The sequence below is a fragment of the Nitratireductor luteus genome (assembly GCF_026162365.1).
Classification (GTDB): Bacteria; Pseudomonadota; Alphaproteobacteria; order Rhizobiales; family Rhizobiaceae; genus Chelativorans; species Chelativorans luteus.
Window position 1 is genome coordinate 226,101 of the sequence record NZ_JAOANW010000002.1, and the last position, 18,450, is coordinate 244,550.

Annotated in this window: 16 protein-coding genes and 1 other RNA gene; 4 read left to right on the forward strand and 13 right to left on the reverse strand. The window is 62.3% G+C overall.

The genetic code is table 11. The annotated features are described in order from the left end of the window. Position 1: 1 nt before the first annotated feature. From N1058_RS03630 to N1058_RS03650, 5 genes are read right to left on the reverse strand one after another with little or no spacing between them, the layout of a single operon-like run. Positions 2 to 808: a purine-nucleoside phosphorylase gene (locus N1058_RS03630; protein WP_265516124.1), complete on the reverse strand. Its 807-nt coding sequence runs from the start codon at positions 806 to 808 to the stop codon at positions 2 to 4. After that, complete coding sequence (locus N1058_RS03635; RefSeq protein WP_265516125.1) at positions 805 to 1,200, reverse strand: cytidine deaminase; 396 nt, start codon at positions 1,198 to 1,200, stop codon at positions 805 to 807. The genes N1058_RS03630 and N1058_RS03635 overlap by 4 nt, the downstream gene beginning before the upstream one ends. A 2-nt stretch (positions 1,201 to 1,202) precedes the next feature. After that, the gene (locus N1058_RS03640) at positions 1,203 to 2,174 is read right to left on the reverse strand and encodes an ABC transporter permease (RefSeq protein ID WP_265516126.1); all 972 of its coding nucleotides are present in this window, start codon (positions 2,172 to 2,174) and stop codon (positions 1,203 to 1,205) included. Next, positions 2,174 to 3,313: an ABC transporter permease gene (locus N1058_RS03645; protein WP_265516127.1), complete on the reverse strand. Its 1,140-nt coding sequence runs from the start codon at positions 3,311 to 3,313 to the stop codon at positions 2,174 to 2,176. The genes N1058_RS03640 and N1058_RS03645 overlap by 1 nt, the downstream gene beginning before the upstream one ends. Beyond that, complete coding sequence (locus N1058_RS03650) at positions 3,310 to 4,842, reverse strand: ABC transporter ATP-binding protein (RefSeq protein WP_265516128.1); 1,533 nt, start codon at positions 4,840 to 4,842, stop codon at positions 3,310 to 3,312. Before N1058_RS03650 ends, N1058_RS03645 begins: the two co-directional genes overlap by 4 nt. A 134-nt stretch (positions 4,843 to 4,976) precedes the next feature. Here N1058_RS03650 and N1058_RS03655 point away from each other — a divergent pair, with 134 nt between their 5' ends. Beyond that, a complete protein-coding gene (locus N1058_RS03655; protein ID WP_265516363.1) occupies positions 4,977 to 6,137 on the forward strand; it encodes an iron-containing alcohol dehydrogenase in 1,161 nt (386 codons plus the stop codon). Positions 6,138 to 6,179: 42 nt separating this feature from the next. Here the strand turns inward: N1058_RS03655 and N1058_RS03660 are convergent, their stop codons facing one another. The 6 genes from N1058_RS03660 to N1058_RS03685 all read right to left on the reverse strand — a co-directional run bounded on the left by N1058_RS03660 (position 6,180) and on the right by N1058_RS03685 (position 14,899). Continuing rightward, complete coding sequence (locus N1058_RS03660; protein ID WP_265516129.1) at positions 6,180 to 7,808, reverse strand: ABC transporter ATP-binding protein; 1,629 nt, start codon at positions 7,806 to 7,808, stop codon at positions 6,180 to 6,182. Further along, complete coding sequence (locus tag N1058_RS03665) at positions 7,805 to 8,956, reverse strand: ABC transporter permease (RefSeq protein ID WP_265516130.1); 1,152 nt, start codon at positions 8,954 to 8,956, stop codon at positions 7,805 to 7,807. The genes N1058_RS03660 and N1058_RS03665 overlap by 4 nt, the downstream gene beginning before the upstream one ends. Further along, entirely contained in the window at positions 8,957 to 10,060 is a 1,104-nt protein-coding gene (locus tag N1058_RS03670) for a microcin C ABC transporter permease YejB (protein ID WP_265516131.1), read from the reverse strand. Positions 10,061 to 10,129: 69 nt separating this feature from the next. Then, a complete protein-coding gene (locus N1058_RS03675) occupies positions 10,130 to 12,007 on the reverse strand; it encodes an extracellular solute-binding protein (RefSeq protein ID WP_265516132.1) in 1,878 nt (625 codons plus the stop codon). A gap of 24 nt (positions 12,008 to 12,031) precedes the next feature. After that, positions 12,032 to 13,936 carry an extracellular solute-binding protein gene (locus N1058_RS03680; protein ID WP_265516133.1) on the reverse strand — a complete coding sequence of 635 codons (1,905 nt, stop codon included), beginning with the start codon at positions 13,934 to 13,936 and terminating at the stop codon, positions 12,032 to 12,034. 234 nt (positions 13,937 to 14,170) lie between these two features. Beyond that, complete coding sequence (locus N1058_RS03685; RefSeq protein WP_265516134.1) at positions 14,171 to 14,899, reverse strand: c-type cytochrome; 729 nt, start codon at positions 14,897 to 14,899, stop codon at positions 14,171 to 14,173. 187 nt (positions 14,900 to 15,086) lie between these two features. Between N1058_RS03685 and N1058_RS03690 the strand changes: the two genes are divergently transcribed. Together N1058_RS03690 and N1058_RS03695 are read left to right on the forward strand one after the other, a co-directional pair. Next, a complete protein-coding gene (locus N1058_RS03690; protein WP_265516135.1) occupies positions 15,087 to 15,833 on the forward strand; it encodes a 3-deoxy-manno-octulosonate cytidylyltransferase in 747 nt (248 codons plus the stop codon). 4 nt (positions 15,834 to 15,837) lie between these two features. Beyond that, positions 15,838 to 16,710, forward strand: coding sequence for a prephenate dehydratase (locus N1058_RS03695; protein ID WP_265516136.1), 873 nt, complete (start codon positions 15,838 to 15,840; stop codon positions 16,708 to 16,710). A 45-nt stretch (positions 16,711 to 16,755) separates the two neighbouring features. Here the strand turns inward: N1058_RS03695 and nudC are convergent, their stop codons facing one another. Next, positions 16,756 to 17,697 carry an NAD(+) diphosphatase gene (gene nudC / locus N1058_RS03700; protein ID WP_265516137.1) on the reverse strand — a complete coding sequence of 314 codons (942 nt, stop codon included), beginning with the start codon at positions 17,695 to 17,697 and terminating at the stop codon, positions 16,756 to 16,758. A gap of 35 nt (positions 17,698 to 17,732) precedes the next feature. Then, positions 17,733 to 18,152, reverse strand: a complete 420-nt coding sequence (locus tag N1058_RS03705; RefSeq protein ID WP_265516138.1) for an HIT family protein — start codon at positions 18,150 to 18,152, stop codon at positions 17,733 to 17,735. Positions 18,153 to 18,266: 114 nt separating this feature from the next. Between N1058_RS03705 and ffs the strand changes: the two genes are divergently transcribed. Further along, positions 18,267 to 18,363: signal recognition particle sRNA small type (gene ffs / locus N1058_RS03710), an RNA gene on the forward strand. Positions 18,364 to 18,450 lie beyond the last annotated feature (87 nt).

Sequence of the window (18,450 nt, forward strand, 5' to 3'; positions counted from 1 at the left end):
GCTATTCGCTCGCGCGAGCGGACTGAAAACAGGCCCTCAGCACTGCAGCGAGCCTCGCGCCTCCCACGGGCGCCATGTCCTTCGTCTCCTGGTGCGACAGCTCACCTGCCGCCATTCCGGCTCCAAGGTTGGTGATCACCGAGCAGGCAGCAACCTTGAGCCCCAGGTAGCGGGCGAAGATGACCTCGGGCACGGTGGACATGCCCACCGCATCCGCGCCGAGTACCCGGGCCATGCGTATTTCGGCCGGCGTTTCGAAAGTGGGGCCGGAGAACCACATATAGACCCCCTTGTGCAGGGTCACACCGGCGCTTGCCGCCGCCTTCTCCAGCGCATCGCGAAGGTCGCGGTCATAGGCTTCGCTCATGCCGACGAAACGGCGCTCGCCGGTCTCGCCGATGAGCGGATTGGTGCCGGAGAAATTGATGTGGTCCTCGATCAGCATGACGGAACCGGGCGGCATATCCGCGTGCAGCGAACCGGCGGCGTTTGTCAGGATCAACTGCCGTATGCCGAGGCCCCACAGCACCTCCAGTGCTGGCCGCATCGCCGCCGCATCGCCGTTCTCGTAGTAGTGCGCCCGCCCGGCCAGCATCAGCACCGGCTGTCCCGCAAGCCTGCCGGCGACGATCTCGCCGGCATGGCCGGTCACGCCGCTTTGGGGAAAGCCCGGCAGGTCGGCATAGGGAATGCGTATCGGGTCCGTGACCTCTTCCACAAGGCCGCCGAGTCCGGAGCCAAGCACCAGCGCCGTGCGCGGCACAAGTCCCCCCAGACGTTCCGTCAGGCGATCCACGGCCTCCTTCAACGGTTCTGCTCCAGATCGAAACTGCGCGGGAACATTGCTGAGAAAGATACGGTCTCGACCACGCCACGGGCATCGCAAAGGTGCAGTAGCGCATCATCCGCCACGAATTCGGAGAGGCGCTGGCGGCATCCGCCGCAGGGCATGATGCGATCCATCTTCTCCGCCACCACGGCAATCTCGGCAATCCTGCCACCGCCGGCCATCACCATATGACCGAGCGCCGTGGTTTCAGCGCACCAGCCTTCCGGGTAGGATGCATTCTCGATATTGCAGCCGGCATGCACCGCTCCGCTGTCAGTTGCGAGGGCGGCACCCACTGGGAAGCGCGAGTAGGGCGCGTAGGCTTTGGACATCGCCGCCCTGGCCGCCTGGAAAAGCTCGTCCGCCTTCATCGTCACCGCTCCTTCACATAGGGCACGCCGCCCGCACGCGGCGGAATGGCCCTGCCGATGAATCCTGCCAGCAGGACCACCGTCAGGATATAGGGAAGCGCCTGCATGAGCTGCACGGGAACGCGGCCGATAACCGGCAGCGGCGTTCCCTGGATGCGAATGGCGAAAGCGTCGAGGAAGCCGAACAGCAGACAGGCGAACATCACCGGCACCGGCTTCCACTTGGCGAAGATCAGCGCCGCAAGCGCAATGAAGCCGCGGCCGGCGGTCATGTCCTTCACGAAGCCCGCATTCTGCGCCAGCGCCAGATAGGTTCCGGCGAGGCCGGTCAAGACACCGGTGCAGATGACCGCGCGATAGCGCAGCCACGCGACGGAAATGCCGGCGGTATCGACCGCTGCCGGGTTTTCACCCACGGCGCGGAGCCGGAGACCGAAGCGCGTGCGAAACAGCGCCCACCAGGTGAACGGCACCAGCAGGAAGGCGAGATAGACCAGCAGCGAATGGCCCGACAGGAGCTCCGAATAGATCGGCCCCACGATGGGGATATCGCGCATCGCATCGGCAAAGGGCAGATGAAGCGCGTTGAAACGCCCTTCGGCGCTAAGAAGCGGCGTGCGTCCGCCCTGGCTGAACCAGGCTTGACCGAGAATGATGGTCGAGCCAGCGGCAATGAAATTGATGGCGACGCCCGAGACGATCTGGTTGCCGCGATGCGTGATCGAGGCGAAGCCGTGGGCCAGAGCGAAGAAGACGGAGACGACGACGGCCGCCGCTAGACCGGCCCAGGCGGAACCGGTGACCGCAGCCGCGGCACCTGCCGCGAACGCGCCCGCCAGCATCTTGCCTTCGAGCCCGATGTCGAAGACGCCGGAGCGCTCGGAATAGAGCCCCGCCAATGCGGCGAAGAGCAGAGGTACGGAAAGGCGCACCGTTGAATCGAGAACGGCGATGAGCGTGTCGAATGCTTCCATCAGGCGCGGCCCTCTTCACTCGGTTGCGCGCCCACCGAGCGCGGGCTGAAGCTGGCGAACAGGGTTTGCAGGCTCGGCCGGAACATGTGCTCGAGCGCGCCGGCGAACATGATTACCAGCCCCTGGATAATGACAATCATGTCGCGCGAGATGCCCGGCATCTCGAAGGCGAGCTCCGCGCCGCCCTGGTAGAGCATGCCGAACAGGATCGCGGCGGGCACGATGCCGGCTGGATGCGAGCGGCCCATGAGTGCGACGGCAATGCCGACAAACCCCGCGCCGGTGACGAAGTCGACATGCAGGCGATACTGGTCGCCCATGATCGGGTTTAGCGCCATCATGCCCGCCAGCCCGCCGGAAACGAGCATGGTGACGATGATGATGCGTGTCTCGCTCACGCCCGCATAGCGGGCGGCCTTCGGGCTATGCCCGCGCATGCGGATCTCATAGCCGAGCTTGGTGCGCCAGATGAGAACCCAGACCAGAAACGCGGCCACCAGAGCCAGCAGGAAGGTCAGGTTGAAGGGGGCCGAACGCACCGAGAGCCCCACCGCTTCGAGTATCCAGTTGAGCTTGGGCAGGTGGGCGCCTTCGAGGAAGGTGCGTGTCTGCGGCGCTTGGCTGGTAGCGGGCTTGAGTACGTTGACCAGGAGATAGATCATCAGGCTGGCGGCGATGAAATTGAACATGATCGTGGTGATCACGATATGGGAGCCGCGCTTGGCCTGGAGATAGGCGGGGATGAATGCCCACGCCGCGCCGAAAACCGCCGCGCCTATGATCGCCAGCGGAAAAGTCAGCCACCAAGGCAGTATCTGGTCGAAGGTCAGCGCCACCAGCGCCACGCCCAGCCCACCCACATAGGCCTGCCCTTCGCCGCCGATATTGAACAGGCTGCAATGAAAGGCGACCGCCACGGCAAGCCCGGTGAAAATGAAGCTTGTCGCATAATAGAGCGTGTAGGCGATGCCCTGCCCGCGCCCCAGCGCGCCGTCGATCAGAATCGCAGCCGCGCGGAACGGATTCTCGCCTACCAGCAGCACCACCAGCCCCGCCACGAGAAATGCCACGGTCAGATTGATCAGAGGGATCAGCCCGTAGTCGGCCCAGGCCGGCAGCTTCGCATAGGGTGCGCTCATTCAGCCGCCTCCTTCTCCTCGACGCCGGCCATCAGCAGGCCCAGCTCGCCCTCGCTTGCCTCCGGTCCGCGCTCACCGACGATGCGGCCGGCGAACATCACCAGGATGCGGTCGGAGAGCGAGCGGATTTCATCGAGCTCGACGGAAACGAGCAGCACTGCCTTGCCCTGGTCGCGCATGTCGATCAGGCGCTTGTGGATAAACTCGATCGCCCCCACATCCACACCACGTGTCGGCTGGCCCACGATCAGGACCTTGGGGTCCTGCTCCATTTCCCGCGCGAGCACGATCTTCTGCTGGTTCCCACCGGAAAAATTGGCCGTCTTCAAGCGGCAGTCAGTGGGACGGATGTCGTATTTCTCGATCTTGTCTCGCGCGTCGGCGCGTATGGCCTCGATATCGAGGAAGGGGCCTTTGAGATATTTTTCCTGCCGATGATAGCCGAGCATGGCGTTCTCCCCTTCCTCGAAGGGAAGCACCAACCCCATGTGGTGCCGGTCCTCGGGCACGTGGGCCATGCCGCGCCGGCGCAGGTCGGCGGGGTCGGCCTCGCCGGTCAGGTCTACCGGCTCACCGTCCAGCGTAACGCTTCCGGACACCGCTTTGCGGATGCCGGTAATAGTTTCGAGCAGTTCCGACTGACCGTTTCCGGCAACGCCGGCAATGCCGACGATCTCGCCGGCCCGCACATCAAAGGAGACGTTGTCGACCATGGTGACGCCTCGCGAGTCCCTGACCGTCAGGTTGTGCACCGACAGCAGGAAGCCACCCGGCTTGGCCTCGCCCTTTTCCACCCGCAAGAGCACGCGGCGGCCGACCATCAGCTCGGCCAGCTCTTCCACCGCCGTTTCGGCGGTCTTGCGCGTCGCCACCATCGCGCCCTGGCGCATTACCGATACATTGTCGGTGACAGCCATGATCTCGCGCAGCTTGTGCGTGATGAGGACGATGGTTTTCCCCTCGTCCTTGAGTTGGCGCAGGATGCGGAAGAGATGATCTGCCTCGGACGGCGTCAGCACACCGGTGGGCTCGTCAAGTATGAGAATGTCGGCCCCCCGATAGAGCGCCTTGAGGATTTCCACCCGCTGCTGCAGGCCCACCGGCAATTCCTCGACAATAGCTTCCGGATCGACCTCCAGCCCGTATTCGCGTTCCAGCCGCTCCAGCTCGCTGCGGGCCCTGGCAATGGATGTGCCCAGAAGCGGCGCGCTCTCTGCGCCCAGGATGACGTTCTCCAGCACCGTGAAATTGTGCACCAGCATGAAATGCTGGTGCACCATGCCGATGCCGAGCGCGATCGCGTCGCTGGAGGACTGGATCTGGACAGAGTTGCCGCCGACGCGGATTTCGCCGCTGTCGGCCTGGTAGAAGCCGTAGATGATCGACATCAGGGTCGACTTCCCGGCCCCGTTCTCGCCAATGATGCCGTGGATGGTGCCGGCTTCGATCTTCAGATCGATGTCCCGGTTCGCATGCACCGCGCCGAAGCGCTTGTTGATGCCGGCGAGTTCGATTGCAGCTTCCGCCATGCGCGGGCTCACTTCCCCGTTTTTTATCGTTTGGTCAAATTCGTACCACGGGCCTTTGCCGCTGCCAACCGGCCGGCATATGCACTCTCGACAAATGCATTGCTAGTTGTCAATTTTCGGAAATGAACAATCTCATTACGCCCTTCGTGTTTCATACGCCACCCGCCATCGTTTTTGAAAGCAGAGCGAGTCGCCGGTTGGATGAAATCGCTGTAAAAAGGCTTGGAAAAACCGTGCTTTTCGTCACCGACCCCGGGTTGCGCCGGCTCGGCCTGTGCGACCCAGCTGCCGGGGCCCTGCGGCGGGCGGGCGTGGAAGTGACGATCTTCGACGAAGTCGAGGCCGACCCTTCGCTGGCGACGTTGATGAAGGCTGTCGAGGCAGGGCGGCATGCAAGGGCCACCGGTGTACTGGGCTTCGGCGGCGGCTCCTCGCTTGACGTCGCCAAGCTGGCCGCTCTGCTATTGGGGTCGGGAGAGGATCTCGACGAGGCTTGGGGCGTGGGCAATGCAAAAGGACCGCGCCTACCGCTGGTTCTCGTGCCCACCACAGCCGGCACCGGATCGGAGGTGACGCCCGTTTCCATCATCACCGTTGGCGAGGAGGAGAAGCGCGGCGTCTCCAGTCCGCTCAACCTGCCCGACATCGCGGTGCTGGACCCGGAACTGACCATCGGCCTGCCGCCGGCCATCACGGCAGCCACCGGCGTCGACGCCATGGTGCACGCCATCGAGGCATACGCATCCAAATCCGCCAACAACAATCCGCTTTCCAGGATGCTCGCCCGGCAGGCCTTGCAATTGCTGGGCGCGAATATCGAGATGGCCGTGTTCGACGGGAAGAACGTGGCGGCGCGCAGCGCAATGCTGCTTGGCTCGATGCTGGCGGGGCAGGCCTTCGCCAATTCGCCGGTCGCCGCCATCCATGCGCTTGCCTATCCCATCGGCGGAACGTTCCATGTGCCGCACGGGCTTTCAAATGCGCTGGTGCTGCCCCATGTCCTGCGCTTCAACGCGCCGGAGGCCGCGCACATCTATGCCGAGATTGCCTGTGACGCGTTTCCGCGCCTCGACCGCGGCGAGGGCAGCCAGGCGATATGTGCAGCCTTTATCGAAGAGCTTGCCGCCCTCGCACAAAGGCTCGGCATGCAAACCCGCCTGCGAGAGGTCGGTATCGGCGAGGAGCATCTGGCGAAGATGGCGGCGGACGCGATGAAGCAGACACGGCTGTTGGTGAACAATCCGCGCGAGGTGAGCGAGGCGGACGCACTGGCGATCTACCGGGCCGCATGGTGAGGGCGGCGGGAAAACCAGGAGGCGGCGAAGAAACGGGCAGTCCTATTCGCTCACCACGCCGCCCGGCACCGCCTCGATGTCGAAGGCAGCCGCGATCAGGGCGCGGGTATAGTCGGTCTTGGGGGCGGTGAATATCTGTTCGGAGGTGCCTGCCTCCACGACTTTGCCGGCGCGCATGACCATCACCTCATTGGCGAGAGCCTTCACCACCTTCAGATCATGGCTGATGAAGAGATAGGCCAGATTGTGCCGCTCCTGCAGGTCGCGCAGGAGATCCACCACCTGCGCCTGCACGCTCATGTCCAGCGCCGATGTCGGCTCGTCCAGCATCACGAATTTCGGCTTCAGCACCATCGCGCGGGCAATGGCGATGCGCTGGCGCTGGCCGCCGGAAAACTCGTGCGGGTAACGGAACCGGCTTTCCGGGCTCAAATCGACCTCCCGGAGCACGTCCACCACCATGGCATCCCGCTCGTCCTCCGAAAGGCCCGGCTCGTGTATCCTGAGCCCTTCCTGGATAATCTCGGCTACCGACATGCGCGGACTGAGGGAGCCGAACGGGTCCTGGAAGACGATCTGCATCTCGCGGCGCAGCGGCCGCATCTGGCGGAACGAACGCGCGTCGATGCGCGCGCCCGCGTAACGGATTTCCCCCTGTGACGAAATCATCCGCGACAGGGCCAGCCCCAGCGTCGTCTTGCCCGATCCCGATTCGCCCACGACGCCCAGAGTCTGCCCCGCGCGCACCGTGACATCGACGCCGTCCACCCCCTTGATGTGGTCCACCGTCCGGCGCAGGAAGCCCTTCTTTACCGGGAACCAGACCCTGATATCGGAGCCTTCGATCACCTTGTCCGCCGAAAGGTCGGCAGCGGGGGGCTCGCCCTTCGGTTCGGCCGCCAGGAGATGACGCGTGTATTCGTGCTGCGGATTGTCGAATATCTCCGCGGTCGGACCGGTTTCCACGATCTTGCCGCCGGTCATGACGCAAACCCGATCGGCCACCTTGCGCACGATGCCCAGATCATGGGTGATGAAAAGCATCGACATGTCGTTTTCCCGGCGCAACCGGGCCAGAAGCTCGAGAATCTGCGCCTGAACGGTCACATCGAGCGCGGTGGTGGGCTCGTCGGCGATCAGGAGGCTTGGCTCGTTGGCGAGCGCCATGGCAATCATCACGCGCTGACGTTGCCCGCCCGAGAGCTGGTGCGGGAATGAGGCAAGCCGCGTTTCGGCGTCGCGGATGCCGACCTGATCCATCAGTTCCAGCGTGCGTGCCCGGGCGGCTTGATCGCTCATGCCGCGGTGCAGCTTCAGCACCTCGCCGATCTGCTTTTCAATGTTGTGCAGCGGATTGAGCGAGGTCATCGGCTCCTGGAAGATCATGCTGATCTCGTTGCCGCGCGCCTTGCGCAACTCGTTCTCGCTTGCCGACAGCAAATCCTTGCCGCCATAGATTATCTGGCCGGAAGGGTGGCTGGCGGCCGGGTAGGGCAGAAGCTTGAGAACCGACAGCGCCGTCACGGATTTTCCCGATCCCGATTCGCCCACCAGCGCCACGGTCTCGCCGCGCCCGATGTCGAACGAGATGCGATCCACGGCCAACGTCTCCTGCTGACCTTGAGTGAAGGAAACAGAGAGATCGCGGATGGAAAGGAGCGGTCCGTTCATTTGAACGTCTTCCGGGGGTCGAATGCGTCGCGCACTGCCTCGCCGATGAAGATCAGCAGCGACAGCATGATGGAAAGGCTCAGGAAGCCGGTGATGCCGAGCCAGGGCGCGTTGAGGTTGCGCTGGCCCTGGCGCAGGAGCTCGCCCAGCGAGGGCGAGCCCGGCGGCAGGCCGAAGCCCAGGAAATCGAGCGATGTCAGGGTCGTGATCGAGCCGTTGAGGATGAAGGGCAGGAACGTCAGCGTCGCCACCATCGCGTTGGGTAGGAGGTGGCGGAACATGATGGTGCGGTTGGGGACGCCCAGCGCCCGCGCCGCGCTCACATATTCAAAATTGCGCGCCCGCAGAAATTCTGCCCGCACCACGCCGACGAAAGCCACCCACGAAAAGAGCAACATGATGCCCAGCAGAATCCAGAAGCCCGGCGGCAGGACGGCCGCGATGATCAGGATGAGATAAAGCACCGGTATCGACGACCATATCTCGATGAACCGTTGGAAAATGAGGTCGGTCCAACCACCGAAATAGCCCTGAACGGCGCCGGCCGACACACCGATCAGCGCCGAGGCGGCCGTGAGGATCAGCCCGAACAGGACCGATATGCGGAACCCGTATATGACGCGCGCCAGCACATCCCGCGCCTGGTCGTCCGTGCCGAGCCAGTTCCAGTTGCCCATAGTGCAGCGCGGATCGGCCGCCCCCTGAGCATAGCGCTGACAGCGCACTTCCTTCTCATACATCCATGACGGCTTTGCGGGCGCCGCCTGCGGAATTTCGCTGTTCACCGTGCGGTAGGAATAGCGGACGGGCGGCCAGATCATCCAGCCATTGGCCTCGATCTCGTCCTGGATGAAAGGGTCGCGGTAGTCGGTAACGGCCAGAAACCCGCCGAATTTTTCCTCCGGATAATCCACCAAGACCGGAAACAGGATCTCGCCCTTGTAGGAGGCGAGCACCGGCTTGTCGTTGGCCAGGAACTCGGCGAACAGCGACAGGATGAAAAGGAGGAGGAATATCCAAAGCGACCAGTAGCCGCGGCGGTTCGCCTTGAAGTTCTGCCAGCGCCGCTTGTTAATCGGCGAAAGCCACGGCCGGCGGGCGGGCCGACTCACACGCTCAACCTGCGTCTCAGCCTGGAATTCCGACATCTACACGTCCCTCCGCTCGAAATCGATGCGCGGATCGATGAGCGTGTAGGTGAGATCGGAAAGCAGGCTGATGAACAGGCCTATCAGCGAGAAAATATAGAGGTTGGCGAAGACGACAGGATAATCACGGTCGATCACCGAGCGGAAGCCGAGCAGGCCGAGGCCATCCAGCGAGAAAATGCTCTCGATCAGCAAGGCGCCTGTGAAGAAGGACGAGATGAAGGCGCCGGGAAAGCCGGCGATGATGATCAGCATCGCGTTGCGGAACACATGGCCATAAAGCACCTGCCGTTCCGACAGCCCCTTGGCGCGGGCGGTGATGACATATTGCTTGCGGATCTCGTCCAGAAACGAGTTCTTGGTAAGCAGTGTCGTCGTGGCGAATGCCGAAAGCACCATGGCCGTCAGCGGCAGGGTCAGGTGCCAGAAATAATCGACGATGCGCGCTGGCCAGGAAAGCTGCTCCCAATTGTCCGATGTCAGGCCACGCAGCGGGAACCAGTCGAAAAACGATCCGCCGGCGAAAAACACCATGAGAAGGATAGCGAACAGGAAGCCTGGAACAGCGTAGGCGATGATGACGACCCCGCTGGTCCAGACGTCGAAGGGCGAGCCGTCCTTGACCGCCTTGCGGATGCCGAGCGGGATGGAGATACAGTAGGAGATCAGCGTGATCCACAGGCCGAGCGAGATGGAGACCGGCATCTTCTCCAGGATCAGGTCTACGACCGAGATGTCGCGGAAATAACTTTCGCCGAAATCGAAGCGGGCATAGTTCCACAGCATCAGGAAAAAGCGCTCATACGCCGGCTTGTCGAAGCCGAACTGCTTTTCGAGCTGCGCGATGAACTCCGGATCCAGCCCCTGCGCGCCCCGGTATTTCGAAGAGCCGCCGCCGGAGGCCTCGAATTCCTGGCCGCCGCCAAAATCCGATCCGCCGCCTGAAATACGCGCATCCGCGCCTCCGGCCTGGCCGGTCACCTGGGCGATCACCTGCTCGACGGGACCGCCCGGCGCGAACTGAACGACAATGAAAGATATCGCCATGATGCCGAGCAACGTGGGGATCATCAGCAGCAGGCGTCGGAGGATATAGGCGCCCATCAGCAGGCGGCTCCGCCGGGATACCATGAAGCGAAGGAAAATCTGCCGTCGGTCATGTTCATAGATCCGTCATGCCTTGCCAATCGCTTGCGCCTTCTCCGTGTCATGCCACCACAGCACCTCGACCGCAAAAAAGTAGTCGGGCACTGATTCGCTATAGCCGAACATATCCCAATAGGCGATGCGGCTGGTGTTCGATCCCCATGTCGGGATCCAATCGCGCCGAGCGCGGACGACGCGGTCGAGCGCGCGCATCGCTATGGTCAGTTCTTCGCGGCTTTGCGCCCTGCCGACTGCTTCCACCAGCGCATCCAGGGAAGGATCGGTGGCTCCCGGCAGGTTGTAGCTGCCCTCGACATTGCTGATCGAGGAGTGAAAATGCTGCTCCAGTGAGGACTCGGTCGGCGTCGGTTCGAACCGTAGAGCCCGTGACACCAGATCGAAATCATAGCTGACGACCCTCGCCTGATATTGCGCCGGATCGACGATGCGCAGGGAGGCATCGATGCCGATGGACCGCAAGTTCTCGATGAAAGGAGATAGGATGCGCTCCCACACGATATCGCGGTCGAGAAACTCCAGCGTGAATGCCTCGCCCTTTTCGTTCCTCAGGAGTTGGCTGTCGAGCTTCCAGCCGGCCTCCATCATGAGCTGGCGCGCTCTGCGCAGCGCTTGGCGGTCCTTGCCCGAACCGTCGGCGTCCGGTGATTTCACCGCCTCGCCGAAAGCTTCCTCCGGCACATTGCCCGGAAGGCTTTTCAGAAGCGCCAGAACTTCCTCGGACGGCAAGCCTTCGGCCTTGTAGGGAGAATTCTCGAACATCGAATCCGCGCGCTCATAGGCCCCGTAGAAAATATTGCGCCGGGTCCATTCGAAGTCGAAGCAGAGCTCGATCGCCTGCCTTACGCGCCGGTCGCGAAAGCGTTCGCGCCGCTGGTTGATCGCCCATATTTGATATTGGGGAACCAAGGGCGCGGGAATCTCGCGCTTCACGACCTTGCCCTCGCGCGCGGCGGGGAAATCATACTGCGTGGCCCAACTGCGCGCGGTGGATTCCTGCCGGAAAAATATGTCACCCTTCTTGAACGCTTCAAACCCGGCGTTCCGGTCGCGGTAGAAATCGATGCGGATCGTATCAAAATGGTGGAGGCCGCGCTTCACGGGGAGGTCGCGCGCCCAATAATCCGTCACCCGGTCATACTCGATGTAGCGACCGGCGGAGACCCGGCCCACCTTGTAGGGGCCGGAACCCAAAAGTGGACGCATCTTGGAGCTGTCAAAGCCGTTCTTCTCGACGGAAGCCCTTGACAGGATTCGGATGTCGGAAATGGCGCTGAGCGTGGTGCCGACCGACTGGTTGCCGGAGAATGTCAGACGAAAGGTCGCCGCATCCTGCGCCACCGCTTCGGTCATCTCCGTCAGCATCAGCGAGAGTTGCGGGTGGCCCTTCTCCTTGATGAGGTTGTAACTGTAGGCCACATCCTCGGCCGTTACCGGCGAGCCGTCATGGAAGCGTGCCTCCGGCCGCAGCTTGAATGTCAGCGTGTTGCGGTCTTCGGACAATGTCACGCTTTCCGCCAGAAGCCCGTAGCGGGCATCCGGCTCGTCCCAGGCCCAGACCATCAGCGTGTCGAAGCAATCCTCCATGCGTGGCGGGGCGTCGCCCATTCGCACGAAACTGTTCAGCGTGTTGAAGGTCAGCACATTCTGATTGAAGTACCAGTAACTGGGCGCGAAGTTGCAGGTGCCACCTTTGGGCGCATCCGGATTGGCGTAGTCGAAATGGGTGAAGTCCGGGCCGTATTTGAGTTCGCCGAAGGTGGAGAGACCATGCAGAGGCTTTCCAGCCGGAACGGCAGACCATGCAGATACTGGCAAGAACTGCGACAAGGAGGCGCCACCAAGTCCGGCCAACATGGCGCGACGGGTAATTCCGCTATTAGCCATTACAAAAATCCCTTAAAAATCAGATTATTGCTGGCTTCTGTATTTCCGTGCAAGGGCTTCCTCGCGTTCCGAGTCGATCCACCAGGATTCGATGTCGACGCTGGCGTATTCGGGTTGGTCTTCGGGAATGCCGAACTTGTTCCAATAGGCCACCCACGTGACCGGACGATGGTATTGCGGCACCATGAAATAGTTCCACAAAAGAACCCGATCGAGCGCCCGGGTAGCGGCGACCAGATCGTCTCGGTCTTCAGCATAGATGATCTTTTCGACCAGCGCGTCGACGACAGGATCGCTTATGCCGGCCAGATTGCGCGAACCCTCCAACTCGGCCGCCTCGGAACTCCAATATTCCCGCTGCTCATTGCCGGGCGACAGCGATTGCGGAAACAGGCCCGTCACCGCGTCGAAATCGAAGGCATTGACCCGGCTTATATATTGCGAAGTATCGATGATGCGCAGCGAGGCGTCGATGCCGATCTTCCGCAGCGCGGAGATATAGCCGCCGAAGATGATCTCGTCGGTGGGGCCCCGGCCAAGGAATTCGATCCTGAATGGCTGCCCGGTATCTGCATTTACCATGCGTCCGTTGCGGATGACCCAGCCCGCTTCGTTGAACAGGCGGACGGCTTCGCGCAGATATTGCCGCTCGGCATTGGCGTTGTCGTAGACGGGAAGGCTAAATTCCTCCGTGAAGACCTCCGGCGGCAACCGGTCGCGGAACTCTTGGAGGATCTCCAGTTCACGCCCCTCCGGCAGGCCCGTGGCGGCAAGCTCGCTGCCGTGGAAATAGCTGGTGGTGCGCGTGTTCTGGCCGAAGAACTGGGTCCTGTTCATCTGCTCGAAATCGTAGGCGAGCGTCAGAGCCTGGCGGACACGACGATCCTGAAAGCGCGGCTTGCGCAAATTGAGCACGTAGGCCTGCATGGGCTGCACGCCGCCATCGGGGAATTCGCGCTTGATGACATCGCCGGCATGAACGGCGGGGAAATCGTATCCCGTGACCCATCGCCGCGAACTGTTCTCAAGCTGGATGTCCTCCAATCCTCCCTTGGTAAAGGCAAGCCAGGCTGCATTCTCATCTTGAAAATAGGTGTAGACGCGACGGTCGAAATTGTAACGTCCACGGTTCACCGGCAGGTCCGCGGCCCAATAATCCTCGGCTCGGCTCCAGGTGATTTTCGAGCCGGGATCGAAGCTTTGGATCTTGTAGGGACCGCTGCCCAATGGCGGTTCGAGCGTCGGTTCGGCGACGTTGCGCTTGTTGCCCTTCGCATCGGTGCCCTCGAACCAGTGCTTGGGCAATACGGGCAGGTCGCCCATGATATGCGGCAACTCGCGATTCCCCTTCTGGTCGAACCTGAACTGAACCTCGCGGTCCGACAGCGCCACCGCCTCCGTCACGTTGGCGAAGTAGCGGTTGTGCATGGGGCTGTGTTGCTTGAGTTGCTCCAGTGACCAGACCACATCTTCCGCCGTGATAGGCTCGCCGTCGTGCCAGCGTGCTTGCGGGTTGATGCGGTAGGTGGCGAAAGAAAAGTCGTCGGGATATTTGAATGCCTCCGCGATCAGCGGATGACTGGTGCTGGGCTCTGCAAGCGACTGCTGCATCAGCGTGTCCCACAGAAGGCCGCCGAAATTCGTGAACCCGGCCGCCGGCGTACCGCGCACTACAAAGGGATTGAAGCTGTCGAACGTGCCGGTGACCGCCGAGTTCAGCGTTCCGCCCTTGGGGGCGTCGGGGTTCACATAGTCGTAGCCCTCGAAAGGCTGCGTCTCGACGGCTTCATCGATGAGCGAGGTCGTTGTACGCCATTCCGGCTCCTGCGCGCTCGCGCCCGTGGCCGTCAGGAGAAGCAATGGGGCAAGCCAAACGATCAACCCGCGGATCTTGCGGGAAATCGCGGAAATCGCAGTGTTTGGATTCATTGGTCAGCACACCTGTTATGTCACACAACAGGAAGGGTAGACCATCCTCGGAGCAAAACAATGGCGTGGGCGCCAATGACGATGCTGGAATCCTTGGGCGCTGGCTTTGCCATTGCTTCATGCAAGCGGGCGGACCACGCATGGATCCGACACCCTACGTTGCTTGAGAGCGAGAATATAACGAAAAGGCGTGACAGGCCCGCCTTTTCTTCTTCTGAACGGCAAAGATCGGGTCTACTGCGCCTGTACAGCCGGCTTGATTTCATCCGACGGTACCTCAGCTGCGGCATCTTTCCCCTGGGTCGCATCACCTTCAGCCTCGGGCGCTTGCTCTGCATCAGCAGCCGGCTGTTCGGTTGCAGCGCCCTGGTCGCCGGCGGCCGCATCGCCTTCCTCGTTCGCGCCCTCGCTACCTGCTTCCGGCAGCGGAGTGGGGTTGTCCGAAAGCGTGCGGAGATAGGCGATGAGATCGGCGCGATCCTCGATCTTCTTCAGCCCGGCGAAAGCCATCGCCGTTCCGGGAACGAGCCCCTTGGGGCTAATCAGGAAATGATCGAGATTTTCATAGTCCCACACGGTTTCGCCGCCCTGGGCGAATTCCTGCATGGCCGCCGAATAGCTGAAGCCTTCATGGCTAGCGACCGGCCGCTCGACGATGTTCCAGAGATTGGGGCCGACCTTATTGGCTCCGCCCTGTTCCGCCGTATGGCAAGCCTGGCAGCGCTTGAAGATGCCTTCACCGGCGGAGGGATCCGCGTCGGCAAGCAGCGGCAGAACCGATTCGGGCGCCGCTTCCTGCTGTTGATCGCCACCCTGATCGCTTTCCGGCACCTCGACGAGGTAGCCGGGCGTTTCGAGCCCTTCGGCGTGGAAGAGAGCCTCGGAAACGATACTGACCGAGAACATGACAAATATCACGCCAAGAAGCGCACCGATGATCTTGTTAATTTCGAACGAGTCCATTCGCCCTGAGGCTCCCTTTTCCGGACGCCGCGGCGAGGCGGTAGCCTGAAAGTGCCGCTCTCGTGTCCCCCGCGTTCGGCCGATGCCGGTAAAATCGCGCGGAAACTAGGTCTTTTGCTTCGGGCATGCAACACATATAAGGCTGTTTCCGCTGAGACCTTTTGCCACTTTCAACCCCGGTCCTTTCATGAAAGCCATTGTCCTTATTCCAGCGCGCATGGCCTCTACCCGCCTGCCCGGCAAGCCGTTGGCCGATATCGGCGGGAAAGCGATGATCCTGCACGTGGCCGAGCGAGCAAGAGAGGCGGGCCTTGGCCGCGTCGTCGTCGCCACCGATACGCGCGAGATCGCGGCGGCGGCTGAGGCCGACGGCGTGGAATCGGTGATGACGCGCAGCGATCACCAATCCGGGTCCGACCGCATCTTCGAGGCGCTGAACCGCGTGGATCCGAACGGCGAGGCCGATATCGTCATCAACCTGCAGGGCGACCTCCCAGCGATCCCGGCTGCGGACATCATTGCCGCCGCCAAGCTTCTGGAAGCGCCGGAGACAGATATCGGCACCCTGGGCGTGGAAATCCGCGACGAGGCGGAGAAGACCAATCCGAGCGTCGTCAAGATCATCGGCACGCCGAAGGGCGGCGGCGATCTGAAGCGGCTGCGCGCGCTTTATTTTACCCGCGCCACAGCGCCGTGGGGCGAGGGACCGCTCTACCACCATATCGGCATCTATGCCTATCGGCGCGGCGCGCTCGAGCGTTTCGTGGCGCTGCCGCCCTCGCCGCTGGAATTGCGCGAGCGGCTGGAGCAGCTGCGGGCGCTGGAGGCGGGGATGTGCATCGATGTGGGGCTGGTGGACTCGTTGCCGCTCGGCGTCGATACGCCGGAAGATCTCGAGCGGGCACGCGATATTCTGAAAGACAGGCAAGGTTGAGATCATGGCGGCAAGAAAAACCAACCGGATAGCATTTCAGGGAGAGCCCGGGGCCAACTCCGACACGGCCTGCCGGGACATGTTTCCCGATATGGAGCCGCTGCCCTGCCCGACATTCGAGGACGCCTTCGCCGCCGTTGAGAACGGCAAGGCCGACCTTGCCATGATCCCCATCGAAAATACCATTGCCGGGCGGGTTGCCGACATCCATTACCTGTTGCCCGAATCCAAGCTGCACATCGTCGGCGAGTACTTCCTGCCGATCCATTTTCAGCTCATGGTGCTGCCGGGCGTGGACATATCGGAGATCAAGACAGTCTACAGCCACATCCATGCACTCGGCCAATGCCGGAAGATCATTCGCAAGCACCGCTGGAAGCCGATGGTCGCCGGCGATACGGCGGGTGCGGCAAAACAGGTGGCCGCCGAAAACGACCATACGAGCGCCGCACTCGCTCCGCGCCTGGCCGCCGACCTCTACGGGCTGGATATCGTTGCCGAGAATGTCGAGGACACCAACAACAACGTCACTCGTTTCGTCGTCCTGTCCAAGGAGAAGACATGGGCGCCGCGCAAAACCGGCGAACAAGCGATGGTAACGACCTTCATCTTCCGAGTGCGCAACCTGCCGGCCGCGCTCTACAAGGCAATGGGCGGTTTCGCCACCAACGGCGTCAACATGACCAAGCTGGAAAGCTACCAGCTCGGCGGCAAGTTCTTCTCCACACTCTTTTATGCCGACGTGGAAGGTCATCCGGAGGATCGCAACCTCGCGCTGGCCCTCGAGGAGCTGCGCTTCTTCTCGCGCGAGGTGCGGATACTGGGTGTCTACGAGGCGCACCCCTTTCGTGCCAGCCAGAGCGAGGACGAAGAGTAACCGCTTCCGGAACGCCGCCGGGACAGATGAAGCGGTCAGGAGGGTTCAGCCAGCCTCCGCCCAGAACGCTATGATATGGCGGGCGATCGCACCGCGTGGGGGAACGCCCAGCCTATCGGAGTGAGCGCCCGCCAGCATGGCCAGTACCTCCTCGCGCGAGAACCAGCGGCAATCCTCCAGTTCGGCCGTGTCGGGATCGACGGTCTCGGTTTCCGCCGCGCCTATGCAGCCGATCATCAGCGAATAAGGAAAGGGCCAGGGCTGGCTGGCCAGATAAGTCACCTTTCCCACCCTCACGCCCGATTCCTCGAAGGTTTCGCGCCGCACCGCCTGTTCGATTGTCTCGCCCGGCTCGATAAAGCCGGCCAGGCAGGAATACATGCCGGGCGTGAAATGCGGGCTGCGGCCAAGAAGGCATTTGTCGCCGCGCACTGCCAGCATGATGGCCACGGGGTCCGTTCGCGGAAAGTGATCGCGCTCGCAATCCGTGCAGTGCCGGCGGTAGCCACCGGCCCGCATCTCGGTTTCCCGGCCGCACTTCCCGCAGAACCGGTGATTGGCGTTCCAGGCGAGAAGCGCCGCACCTTGCGCCAGCGCACCCAGCGTCGCCGGGTCCAGCAGACCCTGCACATAGATCGACCGAAGATCGATGGCCTTGATGTCGGCGGGCAGCGCTTCCGGGTCGAGATCGAAAGGCGCGGCCAGTACCGGACTTTCCGGCGCACGCCCCAGCAACACCGCGTCGGCCAGTCTGGCCCTTAAAGGCGCGGCATCTTCTGCCGTGAAATAGGCGTGTAACCCCTTCTCCTGAACCTTCAGGCAAAGCCGCCCTTCCCGTATCAGCATAAGACGGGCTTCCGGCTCCCCCAGTGCATTTGCGGCCGCGTCGTCCGCGCGATTCTCAGATTGGGGATCGATGATATTGCCCGTGAATGCGATCGCATCCAGAGCCGAATCGCCGGCGCGCGGCTTCACGCTCGTGTCCATTCCGTCCTCATGCTTCGATTGATCGATGGGAAGCCTCACAGCTTGCGCTTGATGTTCTCGGCAAGTTGGTGAAGGTCTTCCCGGCGATAGGGCTCGCGCTGGCCATAGCCCCAGACCGGACCGGGCCAGCCGGCATCGCCCTCAGTGCGGGCGATGACATGGACATGGAGCTGCCGCACGATGTTGCCGAGCGCGGCGCTGTTGATCTTGGTGCAGCCGGTCATGTCCTTCAGCGCCTGCGAAACCATATTGGTCTCGAAGCTCAGCATCGCCTGATCGAGCGGCGTCAGGTCATGGATTTCCTCAATGCCCGGCCGCTGCGGAATAAGCAGAAGCCATGGCCAGCGACGGTCGTCGCGGATACGCAGCTCGCACAGGCCGAGCCACATGATCTGCTGGCTCTCGCTCTCCAGTCGTGGATCGAGTTCGAAACCCTTTTTCTTGCCGGGCAGCATTGACGTTTCCTCTTTCCAAACAAGCTACAGCATCGGCCTTCAAATCGGAATCGATTTTCGGGCAGCGTTCCGACGCACTTGCATTTGCCCCCGCAATTGACGATATGGGGGTTGGGAGGTTGGTGGTGGACGCGCCACTCGCCAACCGGGTCAGGTCCGGAAGGAAGCAGCCCTAACGAGCCAGGCACGGGTCGCCGTGCCAGCCTCCCACCTTATCTTTCATCCGCCCGCCTTTACCTCTTGCCCGGATGAGCGCTTGACGCGCGACTGCACGGCAAGGGAAACTGACCGTTGCGGA